At 39.9% G+C, this 17,954-nt stretch carries 15 protein-coding genes; 6 read left to right on the top strand and 9 right to left on the bottom strand.

All coding sequences use genetic code 11. From position 1 onward, the window contains the following. Positions 1-23 precede the first annotated feature (23 nt). The 3 genes from ACYZ0U_RS12035 to ACYZ0U_RS12025 all read right to left on the bottom strand — a co-directional run bounded on the left by ACYZ0U_RS12035 (position 24) and on the right by ACYZ0U_RS12025 (position 7,688). On the bottom strand, positions 24-1,058 hold the full coding sequence (locus ACYZ0U_RS12035; protein WP_461452538.1) for a PorP/SprF family type IX secretion system membrane protein: 1,035 nt from the start codon (positions 1,056-1,058) through the stop codon (positions 24-26). Then, positions 1,058-6,265 carry a PKD domain-containing protein gene (locus ACYZ0U_RS12030; RefSeq protein ID WP_461452536.1) on the bottom strand — a complete coding sequence of 1,736 codons (5,208 nt, stop codon included), beginning with the start codon at positions 6,263-6,265 and terminating at the stop codon, positions 1,058-1,060. The genes ACYZ0U_RS12035 and ACYZ0U_RS12030 overlap by 1 nt, the downstream gene beginning before the upstream one ends. A 184-nt stretch (positions 6,266-6,449) precedes the next feature. Further along, positions 6,450-7,688, bottom strand: a complete 1,239-nt coding sequence (locus ACYZ0U_RS12025) for a nucleoside recognition domain-containing protein (RefSeq protein WP_461452534.1) — start codon at positions 7,686-7,688, stop codon at positions 6,450-6,452. Positions 7,689-7,765: 77 nt separating this feature from the next. On the opposite strand from ACYZ0U_RS12025, the gene ACYZ0U_RS12020 reads away from it, so the two are divergent. Both ACYZ0U_RS12020 and ACYZ0U_RS12015 read left to right on the top strand, forming a co-directional pair. Beyond that, complete coding sequence (locus tag ACYZ0U_RS12020; RefSeq protein ID WP_461452533.1) at positions 7,766-8,206, top strand: DinB family protein; 441 nt, start codon at positions 7,766-7,768, stop codon at positions 8,204-8,206. Positions 8,207-8,285: 79 nt separating this feature from the next. After that, a complete protein-coding gene (locus tag ACYZ0U_RS12015) occupies positions 8,286-8,513 on the top strand; it encodes a helix-turn-helix domain-containing protein (protein ID WP_461452531.1) in 228 nt (75 codons plus the stop codon). Here ACYZ0U_RS12015 and ACYZ0U_RS12010 read toward each other — a convergent pair. Further along, positions 8,506-10,407 carry an OmpA family protein gene (locus ACYZ0U_RS12010; RefSeq protein WP_461452529.1) on the bottom strand — a complete coding sequence of 634 codons (1,902 nt, stop codon included), beginning with the start codon at positions 10,405-10,407 and terminating at the stop codon, positions 8,506-8,508. The genes ACYZ0U_RS12015 and ACYZ0U_RS12010 overlap by 8 nt on opposite strands. A 39-nt stretch (positions 10,408-10,446) precedes the next feature. Beyond that, complete coding sequence (locus tag ACYZ0U_RS12005; protein ID WP_461452527.1) at positions 10,447-11,070, bottom strand: 7-carboxy-7-deazaguanine synthase QueE; 624 nt, start codon at positions 11,068-11,070, stop codon at positions 10,447-10,449. A 143-nt stretch (positions 11,071-11,213) separates the two neighbouring features. Between ACYZ0U_RS12005 and ACYZ0U_RS12000 the strand changes: the two genes are divergently transcribed. After that, positions 11,214-11,981, top strand: coding sequence for a hypothetical protein (locus ACYZ0U_RS12000; protein WP_461452525.1), 768 nt, complete (start codon positions 11,214-11,216; stop codon positions 11,979-11,981). A gap of 3 nt (positions 11,982-11,984) precedes the next feature. Then, positions 11,985-12,323: a Rieske (2Fe-2S) protein gene (locus ACYZ0U_RS11995; RefSeq protein WP_461452523.1), complete on the top strand. Its 339-nt coding sequence runs from the start codon at positions 11,985-11,987 to the stop codon at positions 12,321-12,323. A 13-nt stretch (positions 12,324-12,336) separates the two neighbouring features. Here ACYZ0U_RS11995 and ACYZ0U_RS11990 read toward each other — a convergent pair whose 3' ends face one another. The 3 genes from ACYZ0U_RS11990 to lepA all read right to left on the bottom strand — a co-directional run bounded on the left by ACYZ0U_RS11990 (position 12,337) and on the right by lepA (position 15,407). Next, positions 12,337-12,663 carry an antibiotic biosynthesis monooxygenase family protein gene (locus ACYZ0U_RS11990; RefSeq protein WP_461452521.1) on the bottom strand — a complete coding sequence of 109 codons (327 nt, stop codon included), beginning with the start codon at positions 12,661-12,663 and terminating at the stop codon, positions 12,337-12,339. Positions 12,664-12,675: 12 nt separating this feature from the next. Further along, positions 12,676-13,557, bottom strand: a complete 882-nt coding sequence (locus ACYZ0U_RS11985; RefSeq protein WP_461452519.1) for a bifunctional 5,10-methylenetetrahydrofolate dehydrogenase/5,10-methenyltetrahydrofolate cyclohydrolase — start codon at positions 13,555-13,557, stop codon at positions 12,676-12,678. A 62-nt stretch (positions 13,558-13,619) separates the two neighbouring features. Next, a complete protein-coding gene (gene lepA, locus ACYZ0U_RS11980) occupies positions 13,620-15,407 on the bottom strand; it encodes a translation elongation factor 4 (protein WP_461452518.1) in 1,788 nt (595 codons plus the stop codon). A 147-nt stretch (positions 15,408-15,554) separates the two neighbouring features. Between lepA and ACYZ0U_RS11975 the strand changes: the two genes are divergently transcribed. Then, on the top strand, positions 15,555-16,565 hold the full coding sequence (locus ACYZ0U_RS11975; protein ID WP_461452516.1) for an aldo/keto reductase: 1,011 nt from the start codon (positions 15,555-15,557) through the stop codon (positions 16,563-16,565). A 49-nt stretch (positions 16,566-16,614) separates the two neighbouring features. Then, positions 16,615-17,535: a helix-turn-helix domain-containing protein gene (locus ACYZ0U_RS11970; RefSeq protein WP_461452514.1), complete on the top strand. Its 921-nt coding sequence runs from the start codon at positions 16,615-16,617 to the stop codon at positions 17,533-17,535. On the opposite strand, the gene ACYZ0U_RS11965 is transcribed toward ACYZ0U_RS11970, so the two are convergent. Further along, on the bottom strand, positions 17,532-17,882 hold the full coding sequence (locus ACYZ0U_RS11965; RefSeq protein ID WP_461452513.1) for a hypothetical protein: 351 nt from the start codon (positions 17,880-17,882) through the stop codon (positions 17,532-17,534). The two genes, ACYZ0U_RS11970 and ACYZ0U_RS11965, sit on opposite strands and share 4 nt — an antisense overlap. Positions 17,883-17,954 lie beyond the last annotated feature (72 nt).

The raw sequence follows: 17,954 nt of genomic DNA, 5'->3' as shown, positions 1-17,954 counted from the left end.
GTCAATAGTTTCGGTCAACAAATTTAATAAAATTCATAACAATGCGTAGCACCTTCAAATTTTGGCGCTGCATCTGCCCTGTTTGGATTTATAGTTTGATAATTTATACTGCCTTCGCTACTGCCGCTTGTGCCGCCATAGTTTATACCCGAAACAGGTGCATCATGACTAACTCCTAATCTAAACTTCTCCCGTGTTTCCTTATTAACAAATAAATCAAAAATTAACGACACTACCACAGCGCTTGGCCCGCTCTGCCCGCCGGAACGATACCATAAACCCGCGCTTACGCTGCGGTGTTTATATTCAACCCCGGCAGAGGTTGATTGGGATTGTGCCTGTTTATAAAAAACCACCGATGGAATAACGTAAGACTTATCATCTTCATCCATATTGTCACTGCTATTTAAATCTAATCGATAAGTTACATAGGCAGTACTACGTAATGGTAATTTTACAGGGGTACCTGTAAAGGAATCATTTGGTCCGTTAAGATGTTGGAATGCCGCGCCAGCCATAAAATTTCCTACTACCAGGTTAATTCCCGCGCCCGTATCAAAATAATATTTGTTGTTAAATGCTAACGCGTCTGCCGATGAAGATGTGCCGGGGATAATCCCAATTGTCGGATTTATCTGATCATCGAATACCAATTTACTGTAATCAATACTTTGGTTACTGATACCCGCCTGCAAACCAAATGATAGTATATAATCATCATTGCCAACACTGTATGAATATATACCCGCTATGTTATTGGTATTTAAAAAATCATTTCCTTCGCTGCTGCGGTTAAATATAATACCTATTCCACCACCAAATTGCGGTATATTATAATCCATAGAAGCTGTGAAGTAGGTTGATGGACTGCCTGATGTCGTATATTGGGTGCGGTAAATAAAATTCGCCCTAAAATCACCTTCAAATTGCCCGTTTAGCGCGGGGTTTAAATAAACCGGAGCGTTAAAAAACTGCGAGTAAAGATGATCCTGGCTAAAGCCGTTTAACACTGCCAGTATCATTACAGTGAAAAATATAATACTTTTGCCGAACTTCATTATCGTATTAAATTTACTGTCCCGGTTCGTTTAGGAAGCGAGCCGTTGTACGACATTCCAGTCCATTGTGAACCATTTATAAACGTTGCCGATGCCTGCCATAGATATGCGCCTTGTGGCATTAATACTCCTCTAAAGGTGCCATCCCAGCCCTCAACCGGCACTCCTTTACTATCCAGCTTGGTTGTTTCCCAAAGCAATTGCCCGTAATGATTATATATTTGTAGCACCCATGTTTTTATGCCCGAACCTTTTGCCATAAATATTTGCAGGTCAGCTACCCGCCCGGTTGGCATAAACGCGTTTGGTAAAAATAATTGTCCAGGGATACCTGTTACCCTTACTGTATGGCTTACTGTGCTTGAACAACCATTTTTATTTGTGGTTACAAGTGTAACCAGGTAGTAACCTGTATCAGCATAGGAATGTTCAGGGTTTTGCGATGTAGACGAAGAACCATCGCCCAATGTCCAATTCCATGATACAGGCGAACCTGTAGTTTCATCGATAAATGAAAAATGATAATCAGGTATTTTGGTTACGCTATCAGGTTTTTCTGTGAATTGAGCCACAACAGGAGCATTTACCGTTATAACCTGTGTGGTGGAATCCACGCAGCCCGACGCTGTGTTTGTAGCCGTTAAAGTTACTGTGAATGGTGAATTTTTATAATCGTATTTATGGGGCTGCGGATTAAAGGTATATTCCGGGTTTGACCCATCACCAAAGTTCCAGGTATAGGATAATGAACCTGCAGGAGTGGAACCATTTGGAACTGTAGTATTTGCAAAAGAAGTTAATCCGCTGCAATCTGTACTAAATGTATATGAAGGCGTAGGAACAGGATAAACAGTGATTGGTATTTTTGCCGATTCTATTCCTTGAGGCGAACAACTGTTTGATGCGGTAATGCTTACTGTGTAAGACCCCGCAGTGGTGAAAATATATGGCAAGTTAGCTGTGCCGGCTACGGGTTGTGCTATTAAATTACCATTACTATCATAAATATTATAATGAAATGAGCTGCCACCACTTGAGTTATTTACCAAATCGACACTTAAAGGTGCGCAACCTGAACCTACGCCGTTTAACACATACATCTGCGGTGTAACTGATGGCGGCGAAACCTGTATTGGAATGATATTACTGGTATCAGTTGCCCCGCACTCACCCGTGGCCACCATATATAATGTGTATTTTGTTGGCGAATTAGTGGTGATCGGATTAAAAGTTACAGCGCTTTTATCTGTCTTATCAATTTCCTGTATTAATGTGGTGTTAAAGTATAGATAAAATCTATAAGATAGATTATTCCCGGGAGAAGTGTTTTGCACTGTTATAGTAAATGGCGCACAACCAACAGTTTGTTGAGGTAAGATAGTAGCAATAACACGGTCAGACTTAACTGTGATAGTGTCGTAAATTGGTGGATGGGGGTTACAATTATTTACTACGCTTAGCGATACTACATAGCTTGTATCATCGCCATTAGCGGTTTCTTTAAACTGGTGCTGCGGGTTAATAGCAGTAGAGGTAGAACCATCCCCAAAATTCCATAAAAATGACGCGCCTGACTGGTTGTTAGAAAGGTTAGTAAATGTAATTGTTTGTGTGCCACAGGTACTGGTTGTACTTGCTTTAAATTTTGCAATAACATCAGCATTATTAGTGATATTAACCTGTGCCTGGCTGTTTGAGCATGGCAACGCTGCTTTTATTATCCAGGTAAAAGTATAAATATTGCCACCTTGTAAATTACTTATAATGGTTTGGTAATTTGTTGAATCAGCAAAGTTTACAGCAGGCCCCGAGTTTTGTTCCCAAACACCCGGAAATGTGCCGGGGTTATTTCCATTTAGTTGGTAACTTGTAGCATTGCACAGTGAAGTATCTCTGCCGGCGTTAGCTGTAGGTGCGGGCTGGTTAACAGTAATTGTAGTAACTGTTGATGAGGAAATCCCGCAATTCCCATTTTGAACAATTACCTGGTATTGCGTAGTTTGAGTTAAATTTTTATATAAGAATGAAGTTGTAGTATCAAGCGGCAATATGTTTTGCCAGGTAGCGCCATTATCAATAGATTGTTGCCAATGCAAAATTTTACCAATTTGGCCTGATAAAGTAATTTGCCCGCTATTACCGTTTGCACAAAGTGTTGCAGGCCCCGTGGAACTTGTTATGCCACCATTAGTTGCTTTATTTACGGTTACAGTAACAATACTTTGCGATTGGCATCCCGGTGCTGCTGTAATAGTCCATTCAAACTGGTAAGTATTACCTCCCACAAGTCCGTTTACGGTAGCATTTGGGATGGTATCATTATTAAAAGTTACACCGGCACCGGTTACTACTGTCCATTTTCCACTGCCAAAACCGGCTGAATTACCTTTTAGTGTAAATGAACCGGTGTTACATAAAGTGGTGTCAGGCCCGGCATAGGCTGTAACCGGTAATGGTTCCACATTTATTACTGCTGTTATCGGCGGGCCATAACAACCATTTGCATTTACAGGTACTATAGTGTAAGTTACTTTAGCAGGTGATGGTGAGTTATTAATCAGGATATCACTAATAGATGATACATTAACCGGGGTAGCCTGATTGCTGTTACCCGTGATACTTGCAGCGGCCGCACTCTTCCAGGTGTAAGTTATTTTACTTTGTTTGGATGATAAACTGATATTAGCCGGCTGGCTGCTACAAATTAAAGGACTGGTTGGTGCCGCGGTAATTAAAGGAAGTGGAACCACTGTTACATTTAAGGTTGATGCTATGCCAACGCACCCATTGCTGCTGTAAGGTGTAATGGTATATGCAATAACCGCGTTAGTTGTATTCGCAGGGTCTGTGTTGATTAAAGAATCTGTTATAAGGCTTGTAGTACCCGACGCAGTGAACCCGGTTGCTGAACCCGAGATTAACTTTGCGGTCCAGGTAAAAGTACTTGAAGGATTGTTTGCAGTTATTTGGTAGTTTACCCTGCTGTTGCTGCAAATTGTTTTTGCCAGGCTGGTATTAATATTGCCGGTGGGTGTTATGGTGACTATTATGCTGCTGTTAACTATGTTACATGGTGCGGCAATGCTTGTTGTTACCTGTAATGTTAATGTAACGTGGCCTGCGCTTATTTCGGCCGCAGTAGGTGTGTAAATGGCATTTAATGAGGTTGCATTAGGAGAAAAAGTTCCGTTCCCGCCCACCCATTTATAGCTCATTACGCCCGGGCCGGTTATTTTACCTTGTAAAGGCACAGTTGTGTTTGCACAAATTGTCGTATCGTTACCTGCAACAACCGTTGGCGATTGCTCAAATGTTATGGTTTGTGTGTTTGAAGTAACAGATCCGCAACTATTTTGCTCGGTAACTGAAACGGTATAGGCACTGTAATCGGTAAAAGTGATATGCGGATACTTGCTATGTAATGTGTACCCCGGGGCATAACTAAATCCTCCGCCGGTAACAGTCCAGGTATAGGTTGTGGGTTGCGTAACCGGGGTGCCTGTTAAAATAGTATAAGTTGGCCTTGTAGTAACAGAATCGAAGCTTAAGGTCTGATCATTACCACATACCGAAAAATCGGCAGATAAAGTAGCAGCAGGGCTACTATTAACTACAATTGTATCAACAGAAGGGGCAGCAACAGTTCCGCAGCTTAACGAGGTGACAGACATCCCAACGGTATAAATCCCCGGTTTGGTAAATGTAATAGCGGGTTGAGCAGCTGAAGCGTTATAAGTTACACCTGTTGATGGAGTAACAGTCCATTTAAATGTGTTCTGCTTATTGCATGTAGAGTCAATAATTGAAGTATTGGTAGGGTTGACTGGCCCGTTCCCTATACATAATGATTTTTGCGACAGCGTAAAACTAGGCTGTGGAGGATTCTGCACACAAATAGACTGAGAGAAATCAGTAGGATTACATGCAGTTCCCGGATTTTGCAGATGCAAAGTGATCATGTGCGACCCTTCAGGTAGCGTAGTTATAAAATTGTCGCCAATATGATAATTTGCAGCAACCTGAACACCATCAACGTACCATGTATATAACGCATTCGGATTTTCAGTACAACTGCTTGTAGTTGCATTAGGGTTAGGGCCGGGTTGCGAGTTGTTTGTAAACGTTGTAGGACTGCCGCTACATGCTACTACAGGGCCTGTAAAGCTATTTAAGGGTTCCTGAAATACACGTGCATAATTACTGGGCGCCGAGCCTACATCGCCGCAATATAAATTTGTGGCCTGACAATCTACCTCAAATGAGTTGGCTTTGTTATTTGCGGTAACTCCGCATGATGATTTTGTAAAATTATGTGTTATTTGGCCGTTAAGTGCCAGTATTTGGCATAAGGTGTAACTGGTATTTGGCGTACCATCGCCCCAGGAAAATGTGTATAATGTACCCGGATAGTTATTTTGTATACCCGTTGCTGACGAAATATCAACATTGTAAGTAAGCGGCGCCTGGCCATTTACTAAACAAACGGAAGGATTACCAGTAGCACCTAAATTAACATTTACGGTATTATTAATTAATTGATAGTCAAATGTACTAACAATATTATTTGCATTTACAGATCTTACATTTACCGTATAATTTGCTGCTTTAGCTATAAAATTGTAGGAAGGTGCAAGATTTATATTAGATGCTTCGGCTGATTGAGTTGCCTGATTAAAAAATGTTGCAGTGGTTGTTGAACCGTTGGACGAAGCATTGGTAAATGTATACTGAATATTATTCGCTCCGCTACAGGTGCCGTAAACATTTGGATATTTCGGGTTACCAATTAAGGATGAGATACAACTTGCCGCGGCAGTTCCACCGGTAGTAGCGGAAACTGTAAACGTGTTGGATAAATTGCTGGTAACACCAGGGTCGGATGATTTGATCAGGAAAGTATAAGTCCCCGGAGCGAGGCTTGCTGGTACGCTATAGTTAAAAAATGTACCATAAAAGTTTTTAATGGTATCAACGGGAGTTGCGGAAAGCGGCGTGCCTGATGCATTGCACAAGTATAAACTATAAATGTTATCCTGTGCAACGCATCCTGAAGCATCGTTTACATAAAAAGGGACAGCTACTGTAGAGCCAATACCATATGGTCCCGGATCAACGCTTCCAATAGTAATTGTTTGAGCAATTACGGATGAAAACGTAAACAACAGGGGTATAAAGAAAAATAAACTTTTTGCAATAATCTTACTCATCCACTTACACGGCTTCAATAGCTTGTTAAACCCAACACCCCGAATAAAAACAGCACAGCACATAAAAAATATTATATGCTTATTTATCAATGCCTTTATACGTAAAAGTTGTAGCGCTTGTTACGAAAATTTAATGAATACTTAAATTTTTTATGTTAAATAATCATTAAAATTCCGCCGGGGACTAAGCAAAAAAGAGGTAGGAAATAAGAATTGCAGTAACAATTCCTGCAAAATCAGCAATAAGCATGGCAGGTATAGTATAACGTGTTTTTTTAATGTTTACCGCGCCAAAATAAAGCGCTACAATGTAAAATGTAGTATCGGCTGTGCCATATAAAACGCTTGACATGTGACCGATAAAACTATCAGGGCCATATACCTTTAAGTTATCGAGCATTAATGCCCTTGCACCAGATCCGCTAAGCGGACGAAGAATTGCTATCGGCAATACAGTAACAAATCTTGTATCTATATTAAAATGACTAAATATCCACGCAAAGCCTTCGCCCAAATAAGTTAACGCACCGCTTGTCCTGAACAGGCTTACCGCTACCAGTAAACCTACCAGGTACGGCATTATTTTTACTGACACTTCAAAGCCTTCTTTAGCGCCTTCAATAAAAGCTTCAAATATATTAACTTTCTTCCTCAGCCCGCCTAAAATAAATAGTACCGGTATACCCAAATAAATCAGGTTACTAAATACGCCTGAAAATGCACTGATCTGTGCTTTATTTAAAAACTCGCTAAAATACCAAACCAACAAGCCTAAAAACGCTGTTATGCCTAAAAGCCAGCTTATAATAACCCTGTCAAAAAGGTTTATTTTTTGCTTGAACGATACTACCAGCAAGCCTGCTACAGTTGCAGCATAGGTTGCTATTATACAAGGTATAAAAATATCTGTAGGGTCTTTGGAATGAAAAATAGCGCGTTGTGCAATGATGGCTATAGGTAAAATTGTTAATCCCGACGCATGTAAAACCAAGAACATAATTTGTGCATTAGAAGCCGTATCGCCGTCCTTATTTAATTCTTGTAAGCTATTAATAGCTTTCAAGCCAAGTGGGGTTGCCGCATTATCAAGCCCTAATAAATTTGCAGAGAAGTTGAGCATCATTTGTCCAACAGCGAGGTGATCTTTAGGAACTTCAGGAAATAGTTTATTGAAAAATGGGCCTACAATTCTTGATAAGAAATTAACCGCGCCAGCTTTTTCGCCGATCTTCATGATCCCTAACCATAATGACATGATACCTATCAGCGGTAATGCAATATCCATTACCGCGGATTTGGCTGAGTCTAAAGTTCCATCTGCCATCAGCTTAAAGATCTCGGTATCGCCAAAAAAGATCAGTTTAACCAGCCCGATTCCAAATGCGATCAAAAAGAAGAATACCCAGATGTAGTTCAGAGCCATTTATGCACTATTAAAGCTTTGAAGATAATTGTTTTTTGATAATTTATATAAATTATCAAACTTTAAAGAAATATACGATGGAAGAGGTAATACAAAAGCTGGCAGAAGCGATTGACGAATTTTTGAAAACAGACCAGGAAATCATTGACTGGGATTTTAAGCTCCGCGATAACAAATGGTCAAAAAAGGAGATCATTGGTCATTTAATAGATAGCGCACAGGTGAATTTACAGCGTTTTGTGCGCTGCACTTATGAAGATAATTTTAAATTGATATATGCGCAGGATGAATGGGTTTCAGTAGCACATTACCAACATACCGATATTAAGGAAATTTTAGATTTGTGGATATTATTGAACCGCCAAATAATAAGGGTATTGGTTAATTACCCCGAAGACCGACTTGAAGCGACATGTGATACCGGGAAGCTGGATATACAACTGCATTCAGTCAGGTTTTTGGCTGGTGATTATATTAGGCACATGAATCATCACTTGTCACAAATTAGTAATAATTAACTAATATGAAAATAAAATAATTATTTATAAAATCTTTTAAACGTCATTCTCGTAGGTATTGATTAAATATTATTAATCAATGTACGAAAAAGAGATCAATAGAATTTTAACTGTAATTAAAAATAAGCGAGTAACAATGGGTTATTCGCAATTTTATATGGCAGAAAAATTAGGTATTACACAAAATGTTTACAGCAAAATAGAAGCTAACAAAATAAAATTGACCGCCTGTCGATTACTAATGATATGCGAACTGTTAGATATAGAGGCGGTTAAACTATTTGAATCAATATATCCGGTTATTTAGCGATGATTTTGAATTCAGTCCGCCTGTTTTTACTGCGGTTATCATCGCTTGTATTAGGCACAATAGGTTGGGTATCACCAAAACCTTTATATACTAACCTGGAAGGGTTAATTCCGCTTGTAACCAAATATTGGTAAACTGCTTTTGCCCGGTTTTCAGATAACACTTGGTTTAATTGGGTATTACCCACATTGTCTGTGTGGCCCGAGATCTCGATATGTATGGTTGGGTTAAGCGTTAAAAAATCGATCAGCTTTTGTAGTTCAGCTTTTGAATCAGGTTTAATATCGTATTTATTGGTATCAAAAAATATATTGTTTAAAATTACCTTATTACCAATTTCGATAGGGGAAAGTTCAATATTAAGTATAAAAGGTTCTTTAGTTTCCCTGCCAATTAATGAGAAGTTAGCCGAATAAAACAGGTAGCCATCTTTAGATACATTTAATCCGTAATTTTTACCTGCGGTTAGTGTAGCCAAAAAATCACCGGCATCAGCAGAACTGTAATCCTGGTAAACTGATGTGTTCTTTTCAAGATCAATGATTTCAACGGCTGCTTCTAAATGTTCTTTTGTTTTTATATCAGTTACAATACCTTTAACATAGGTTACTATATGCTGCGGGCGATCAGTTGCCGGTAATTCAAATGTGTAAACATCAAATCCGCCGTAGCCATTTAATTTATTAGATGCAAAGTAAGCATATTGCCCGTTTGCATTTACACTCAGGCCATTTTCATCACCACTGGAATTTATCGGGTAACCAAGGTTAGTTGGTTTTTGCCATTTCCCATCTTTGCCTAAGCGGCTTACGAATAGGTCCTTGCCACCAAGCCCTGGCCATCCATCAGAACAAAAGTATAATGTGCTGTCATCAGCATGTATATATGGCGATTGTTCATCAAATGAGGTATTAATGTTTGGTCCAAGGTTTTCCGGTTCGCTCCATCCCTTATCGCTAACGGTTGATTTCCAAATATCATAACCGCCATAGCCGCCTTTACGGTTACTCACAAAATAAAGTGTCCTGCCATCTGAACTGATCGACGGTTGCGATTCCCAGCCCGGTGTATTTACAGGCGGATTAAGATCATATGGTTTCCCCCAGTCATCACCCACTCGTTTCGCGATATAGATGTCGCATCTGCCCAAACCATCCGGGCGGTTACAACCTGTAAAGAACAAATACTTTCCATCCTGCGATATGGATTGCGCGCCCTCATTATAATTTGGTGTGTTAATATTTCTGCTTAAATAAGTAGCAGTTTGCCATTTGCCATCAACCTTAACGCTTTTGTAAAAATCTTCATTACGATTAATCTGGCGGGTAAATATCAATGTGCCTTCATCGGCAGTAACTTCAGGCAGGTATTCATCATCGGCTGTATTTATTTCCGGCCCCATATTAACCGGAGTGAAAGGTACCGGGTGTTTAATAGCATCAATACTAAACTCACAATCTTTAATTAGTTTTTTGGTTAGATAAATATTTTGATCAGTAAGATTAGGGTAGGTGAGATACTTTTGCAAATGCATTTCCGCCTGTTCATACTGCGCTAAGCTAATCTCGATGGTTCCTACCTTTAAGTATGCCCCGCGAATGAAATCGGGGCTTAAATTGATAACAGTAAGGTATTCTTTAACAGCTGATTGATTTTGGTGCAACAGGTTATAAACGTCGGCCAATTGCTCGTGCGCTTCTATAAATTTTGAATCCTCGTCAATCGCTTTTTGTAATTCTGTTACTGCTGTTGCGAACTCATGATAGTCTAAACTTTGGCCGGCAAGCGCGTAGTGCTTAATTGCCTGTTCATTTGTGGTGGTATAATGACCCTGTCCGAAAGAGAAAATTGATAGGAAAATTAGTATTAACGATACAAGTATAACCTTCATCGCTGCTGATACGATATTTTATACTCTAAGTTACATTTATTAAGGGATATTTAAATATTTATGTGTTTGTAAAGATATTTCCCAATGCGGGTTATTCATCACATACGATACTATAAGCGGGGTCATTTCTTTAGATTTTGACCATTCCGGTTGCAGATACAGCTTACAATCCGGCGATACCAGTTTGGCATGTTCCTCGGCCCATTCAAAATCCGATTTATTAAATATGATAACCTTAAGCTCATGCGCTTTTTCGGCTACGCTGATTGTTGGGCCTTTAAATTTTTTAGGCGAAAGGCAGATCCAATCCCATGTACCAGAAAGCGGGTAAGCACCTGAAGTTTCAATAAAAGTTTTAATTCCTTTTTGCTGTAACCGGGCGGTTAGGTAATTCATATTATAGATCAACGGCTCGCCACCAGTAATTACCACCGCTTTTGCCGGATGTTGCATGGCGTTTTTAACAATTACATCAGCAGCGGTAAGCGCGTGCAGTTCTGCATCCCAGCTTTCCTTTACGTCGCACCAATGGCAGCCTACATCGCATCCGCCAAGGCGGATAAAATAAGCAGCTTTACCGGTATTATATCCTTCTCCCTGTATCGTGTAAAACTCTTCCATTAAAGGAAGCAATGTGCCATCGTCTGGTATTTGGTGCGCCATAATAAGTTACAAAGTTACTTTTTTTAAGCCGAATGATAAAGCTGAAACCAAACGTGTTTTTCTAATGATAATCTAATATGTTTAAGTGTGGCTTATATTTTATTTATATATTATTATAGTTATTATTACTAAAATTTACTCCCGTGAAAAAAATCAGCATATTAATTGGTTTTTTAGTGATGCTATGCTTCAGCTCATGTGTGGATATTGTAGAAAATTATGATTTCAAGGCTGATGGATCATGCAATGTGGTATCAACTTTTGATATGAGCAAAGCCGTATCGGTGTTAATGAACCTGATGTCGGATTCGGTACGTGAAACGCCACAATTCTCCCTAAAAAAAGATACTTCCCTTAATTTTTACAGCGCTTTACCGGATAGTACCCAACTAAAGATGACTCCTGATGAGATAAATATGGCTAAAAGCAGTATACTGAATGTAAAAATGGATTTGCAGAAAAGCATCATGAAAGTGAGTATAAATCATCTTGCAAAAAACACCGCCGATCTGCAATACTATCTGCAACATATTTCCAAAATATCCATGAGCAGCAAACAGCTTAAATCGGTTACAAAAGGGAGCAATGCTTCCAATGGCTTTGATGGGCAGGAATTAATTGCCGGGCAGGATTATTACTCTTATGACATTACCCCGCATAAGTTTTATCGCATAATTGATAAGGTGAAATTTAATGCTTTTTTAAAAAAGACCGGATCAACACTGGCAATGGCCAAAGCTATGCTGATTGATATGCCTTATAAAGTTGTGCTCAATTTTGCCAAGCCTGTAAAAAAAGTGTCTAACGCTAAAGCCATCGTCTCCGCCGACAAAAAGCATGTGACACTTATAACTAATATGGATGAAGTAATTAAAAATCCATCGGTAATGAACCTGAAGATCGATTTTTGATTTATGAATTGGTATAAGGTAACGGGGATTAAAAATACAGACCAGCCATTCATCAAAAAAGTAAGCGCAGCCAATAAAAGTATTTGTTTGGTAGGTTATGAAGGCAAGTTATTTGCAGTTTCGGCCACTTGTCCGCATGCCGGCGAAGATTTGAGCAGAGGATGGTGCAAAGAGGGTAAACTGGTTTGCCCGGTGCATCGGTTCTCTTACAACTTAAATACAGGGCGTGGCAGTGAAGGACAGAATGATTATGTAGAAACCTATCCCGTTGAAATTAGGGGCGATGATATTTACATCGGCATAACCGGCTTTTGGGAGAAAATAAAACAGGCCTTTAAATGAGGGTTACGTTGGCCTAAATCTCTGAATTAAAAGTTTTAACAACGTTGTACATGCCGGGCGCAAAGGTTGCTATCTTTAAAGCCTGCTCTAAATAAGGAGAGGCGGCAGGATTATTTCGCATGTTTTGATAATCCTCGATACTTCTCCATTGAGAATACATGGTAACTTTAGTACCGTCGAGGCTTTTGTGCAAACTTGAGGAAATAAATCCTTCAACTTTGGTAATAGTACCGTCGGTTGCCAGGATCAACAGATCAACCAATTGCTGTTGATTTTTAGGTTCAACAGTAAACACATTGATCAACGTTAAGTAATTATTCTCAAGAGCAATGTTTGTCATTGTAGAATTTGATTATTTATAAACCTCTTTTTTAGCTGAAGCTAAAGTGTTTTTTAATAAACCGATGATGGTCATCAAACCAACGCCGCCTGGAACAGGAGTTATCCATGAAGCTTTTGGCGCTACATTCTCAAAGTCAACATCACCATAAAGCTTAAAGCCGGATCTGGTTACCGTTGACAGTTCGCGGTTCATGCCAACATCAATAATTACCGCGCCGGTTTTAACCATGTCCGAAGTGATGAAATTCTTTTTACCGATAGCAACTATCAGAATATCTGCCTCTAAAGTGAAATTTTTGATGTAAGGTGTGCGGCTGTGGCAAAGTGTAACTGTGCAATTGCCGGGATTTGAATTTCTCGCCATTAAAATACTCATAGGTGAACCTACGATATTACTACGGCCTACCACCACGCAATGTTTACCAGCAGTCTCGATACCATATTCTTTCAACATTAGCGTAATACCATAAGGTGTAGCCGGGATAAAAGATGGCGAATTACGCTGCATACGACCCAAATTAACCGGGTGGAAACCATCAACATCCTTGCGGTAGTCAATACGCTCGGTTACTTTTTCAGGATCGATGTGTTTAGGCAGGGGAAGTTGAACGATAATCCCGTCGATATCTGCGTCGGCATTTAATTCTTCAACCTTTTTTAGTAGTTCTTCTTCGGTAACATCTCCTTCGTATCGCACCAAAGTCGACTTAAAACCAACAGCCTCGCAGTTTTTTATCTTGCTGGCTACATAAGTTTCGCTGCCGCCGTCATGGCCAACCAATACCGCTACCAGGTGTGGTTTACGACCTGTTTCTGCTAATATATTAGCCGCTTCTTCAGCTATTTCAACTTTTAGTTTTTCTGATACGTATTTTCCGTCGAGTAATTGCATTTTAATATAGATAGGAGACATGAGATTTGAGAAAGTCTAACGTCTCAAATCTCATATCTAAATTAATCCAGCTTCAAAACTGCCATAAACGCCGATTGCGGTATCTCTACGTTACCAACCTGGCGCATGCGTTTTTTACCTGCTTTTTGTTTTTCTAACAATTTACGTTTACGCGAAATATCACCACCGTAACATTTGGCGGTAACGTCTTTTCGCATTGCTTTTACCGTTTCACGCGCAATAATTTTAGCACCTATAGATGCCTGTATAACGATTTCAAACTGCTGGCGTGGTAAAAGCTCTTTTAGTTTTTCGCAGATTTTTTTACCAAAATCGTATGAGTTACCACGGAAGATCAATGATGACAAAGCATCCACTGGTTCACCATTTAAACGGATATCCAACCTTACTAAATCCGACTGGCGGTAACCGATCTGGTGGTAATCAAAAGAAGCATAACCTTTAGAAATGGTTTTTAACTTGTCATAAAAATCAAATACGATCTCGCCCATTGGCATTTCGAATATCAGCTCAACACGATCAGATGTCAGGTATGATTGGTTTTTAATAAATCCGCGTTTCTGGATACAAAGCGACATTACCGGGCCAACAAATTCAGATTTAGTAATGATGGTAGCTTTAATATAAGGCTCTTCCACAAAATCAATACGGCTCGGGTCGGGAAGATCAGATGGGTTATTTACAATAATAGGATCACCTTTGGTAGTATGCGCAACGTAAGACACGTTGGGAACGGTGGTAATAACCGTCATGTTAAATTCACGCTCCAATCGCTCCTGGATGATCTCCATGTGCAGCATCCCCAGGAAACCACAACGGAAACCAAAGCCTAAAGCTGCTGATGATTCCGGTTCAAAAACCAGCGAGGCATCATTTAATTGCAGCTTACCCATTGATTCGCGCAACTCTTCAAAGTCTTCGGTATCAACAGGGTAAATGCCCGCAAAAACCATTGGTTTAACCTCTTCAAACCCCTGTATGCCAACTTCGCAAGGGCGTTCAACACTTGTAATGGTATCACCAACCTTAACTTCGCGTGCTTCTTTAATCCCGGATATAATGTAACCCACATCCCCGGTTTTAATAACATCTTTTGCAAATGGTTTCAGTTTTAGCGTGCCGATCTCGTCAGCAAAATATTGCTTCTCGGTAGCTACGAATTTTACACGTTCACCCTTGCGGATCTCGCCATTTACCACTTTAAAGTAAGCAATAATGCCACGGAATGAGTTAAAAACAGAGTCAAATATCAAAGCCTGTAAAGGCGCGGCTGGATCACCAACCGGGGCTGGGACACGATCAACAATGGCACGCAATATTTCATGCACGCCCATGCCGGTTTTTCCCGATGCCGCTAAAATGTCTTCACGTTTACAGCCAATTAATTCTACGATCTGGTCTTTAACTTCTTCAGGCATAGCGCCGGGAAGGTCCATTTTATTTAGAACCGGGATGATTTCCAGGTCGTTTTCTAAAGCTAAATATAAGTTGGATATGGTTTGCGCCTGGATGCCCTGTGCTGCATCTACGATCAATAAAGCACCTTCGCAGGCAGCGATAGAACGGGATACTTCGTATGAAAAATCTACGTGTCCGGGCGTATCAATCAGGTTGAGCGTATATTTTTGCCCATCCATTATATAATCCATTTGGATGGCATGGCTTTTTATGGTAATGCCACGCTCACGCTCCAGGTCCATATCGTCAAGTAATTGTGCTTGAGATTCACGTTGGGTAATGGTGTTGGTATATTCTAATAACCTGTCGGCAAGTGTACTCTTACCGTGGTCGATATGCGCTATGATACAAAAATTACGAATGTGCTCCATTGAAGCGCAAAAATAGGGTTTTTAAGCGGATAATAAAAGCCTATTTACATGCTGGTTAACCTTGCTTTGGATACAAATTAAAGAGATTAGGATACTTTTACTGCTGCCCGCCTGCCGACTTTTGTATCGTTAAAACAATTCAAAACTATGGAAAGCATTAAGAAAATTAAATTAGGCAGCCAGGGATTAATAGTACCGGCGGTCGGACTTGGCTGCATGGGCATGACCCAAATTGCAGGTAATGATATTTATGGCAAAGCTGATGAGGCGGAATCTATCGCAACTATTCATCGCTCATTAGAATTAGGCGGCAATTTTTTAGATACCGCTGATCTATATGGGCCACTATTCAACGAAAGGCTCGTCGCCAAAGCTATTAATGGAAACCGGGATAAATATATTATCGCCACTAAGTTTGGTTACGAGATTGATGATAACGGCGACTTAACCTGGCGAATAAACGGTCAAAAAGATTACGTGAGAAAGGCTGTTGAGCGTTCTCTTAAAAATTTAGGTACCGATTATATCGACCTGTATTATCTTCATCGTTTAGATCCGAATACACCTATTGAGGAAACTGTGGGAGCAATGGCTGAATTGGTAAAGGAAGGTAAGATAGGTTATATTGGTTTATCTGAGGTTTCATCAGCTACCATCAAAAAGGCACATGCTGTACATCCATTAACTGCTGTGCAAACCGAATATTCATTTTTCGAACGCGGCCCTGAAGAAGCCGGCATTACCGGTACACTAAAAGAATTAGGAATTGGTTTTGTAGCTTATTCTCCTTTAGGCAGAGGATTCATCAATGGAGAAATTAAAACTCCCGATGATTTTGCGGATAATGATTTCAGGAAGGCTATACCACGTTTCCAGGGTGAGAACTTTTATAAAAACATCGAGTTGGTAAACGAAATCAATAAACTTGCAGAGGAAAAACAGGTTACAGCTTCGCAACTGGCCATTGCATGGATCATTGAAAAAGGTTTTTTACCGATCCCCGGCACTAAGCGCGTTAAATATCTTGAGCAAAACATTGCTGCGGCAAATGTCATTTTAAACGCTCCTGAAATAGACAGGCTTGAAAAAATCGTACCTTTAGGTGTTTCTACCGGAGCGAGGTATGATGATGCTAATATGCAAATGATAGATCAGTAAAATATAAATAACCGGAAGATTTTAATTCTTCCGGTTTAAATTTTTCTACATGAAAAAGACAGTTAACACCCCATTCATTTTCAATTCAATTTCTGAATTGCATCGCGTGCTACAATTGCCTAAGCCGCAACATCCGCTGATTAGTGTGATCAATTTAGCAGAAATAACATGCTATGAAGGTAACGATTTACAAAGCGTGGTCTATAATTTTTACTCGATCTGTATTAAAAAAGGATTTGAAGGAAAAATGAAATACGGTCAGAATTATTATGATTTTGACGAAGGAATCATGACATTCTTTTCTCCCGGACAAGTGATTAGTACCGAGATTATTGAAGGGATGTCTCTCAACGGGTGGTGGCTGGTAGTTCATCCCGATTTTTTAATGAACTACCAGATCGCTAAAAATATTAAAGATTACGGCTTCTTTTCTTATGCGGTTAACGAGGCTCTGCATTTGTCTGAAAAGGAGGAAACCATGGCGACTTCCATCGTACAAAATATCGCGCAGGAATATCAATCAGTAATTGATAATTATAGTCAGGATGTGATCATATCTCAAATAGAATTACTGCTCAACTATTGCAATCGTTTTTACAACAGGCAGTTCATCACCCGCAAAAATGCAAGTAATGATCTGTTAGTAAAGCTGGAAACACTATTAACAGATTATTTTAACAGTGATAAGGTTCAGGCGATGGGTTTACCCACGGTACAATACATTTCACAGGAATTAAACATCTCTCCAAATTACTTAAGCGATATGTTACGTTCACTTACCGGCCAAAGTACGCAGCAGCATATACACGATAAACTAATTGAAAAAGCCAAAGAGATACTTACTACAACATCATTATCTGTCAGCGAAATAGCATATCGGTTAGGCTTTGAGTACCCGCAATCATTCAGCAAACTATTCAAGAATAAAACCAATGCCTCACCGCTTGAGTTCAGGCATCAGTTTAATTAATCGAACAATTCTTTATTGGCAGCACGTTTGACGGAAGATTGTACCGGCATTTTATAATCCAGGTCCGTCAAATCTTTTACCGACCCAAACCCAATCACATCCTTAATAACTTTACCATCGGTCATTTCCATAGCGCGGATCAATTTATCAGCACCAAACTTGCCCTTGATCTCATGCATGGTTTTCAAGGCGGTGTCCTTGCGTTCCATATCATCAAAAAGGCTGTAAAACATATTGCCGGTATTCACAAAGTTGGTTACAGCCACGCGCATCTGGATGATATCGCTGTTAAAAACCGGCCCTGTACCGGTTAATTTTTCAAACTTAGCCACCCTAAGTTTTATCATGCGCATCAGGCTAACGGCATCCTGTACAGGTAATGTTATAGCAAAGCCATCATCCCATCGGGTACCGTCTTC

The organism is Mucilaginibacter sp. (assembly GCF_965225845.1).
Lineage (GTDB): Bacteria > Bacteroidota > Bacteroidia > Sphingobacteriales > Sphingobacteriaceae > Mucilaginibacter.
Note: the sequence above shows the minus strand (reverse complement) of the source record. Positions and strands in the feature narration are given on the sequence as shown.

Bases quoted from the DNA above. Each gene is read 5' to 3' on its own strand.
- ACYZ0U_RS12035 (WP_461452538.1), bottom strand. From the start codon at position 1,058: ATGAAGTTCGGCAAAAGTATTATATTTTTCACTGTAATGATACTGGCA.
- ACYZ0U_RS12030 (WP_461452536.1), bottom strand. From the start codon at position 6,265: ATGAGTAAGATTATTGCAAAAAGTTTATTTTTCTTTATACCCCTGTTG.
- ACYZ0U_RS12025 (WP_461452534.1), bottom strand. From the start codon at position 7,688: ATGGCTCTGAACTACATCTGGGTATTCTTCTTTTTGATCGCATTTGGA.
- ACYZ0U_RS12020 (WP_461452533.1), top strand. From the start codon at position 7,766: ATGGAAGAGGTAATACAAAAGCTGGCAGAAGCGATTGACGAATTTTTG.
- ACYZ0U_RS12015 (WP_461452531.1), top strand. From the start codon at position 8,286: ATGTACGAAAAAGAGATCAATAGAATTTTAACTGTAATTAAAAATAAG.
- ACYZ0U_RS12010 (WP_461452529.1), bottom strand. From the start codon at position 10,407: ATGAAGGTTATACTTGTATCGTTAATACTAATTTTCCTATCAATTTTC.
- ACYZ0U_RS12005 (WP_461452527.1), bottom strand. From the start codon at position 11,070: ATGGCGCACCAAATACCAGACGATGGCACATTGCTTCCTTTAATGGAA.
- ACYZ0U_RS11995 (WP_461452523.1), top strand. From the start codon at position 11,985: ATGAATTGGTATAAGGTAACGGGGATTAAAAATACAGACCAGCCATTC.
- ACYZ0U_RS11990 (WP_461452521.1), bottom strand. From the start codon at position 12,663: ATGACAAACATTGCTCTTGAGAATAATTACTTAACGTTGATCAATGTG.
- ACYZ0U_RS11985 (WP_461452519.1), bottom strand. From the start codon at position 13,557: ATGCAATTACTCGACGGAAAATACGTATCAGAAAAACTAAAAGTTGAA.
- lepA (WP_461452518.1), bottom strand. From the start codon at position 15,407: ATGGAGCACATTCGTAATTTTTGTATCATAGCGCATATCGACCACGGT.
- ACYZ0U_RS11975 (WP_461452516.1), top strand. From the start codon at position 15,555: ATGGAAAGCATTAAGAAAATTAAATTAGGCAGCCAGGGATTAATAGTA.
- ACYZ0U_RS11970 (WP_461452514.1), top strand. From the start codon at position 16,615: ATGAAAAAGACAGTTAACACCCCATTCATTTTCAATTCAATTTCTGAA.
- ACYZ0U_RS11965 (WP_461452513.1), bottom strand. From the start codon at position 17,882: ATGATAAAACTTAGGGTGGCTAAGTTTGAAAAATTAACCGGTACAGGG.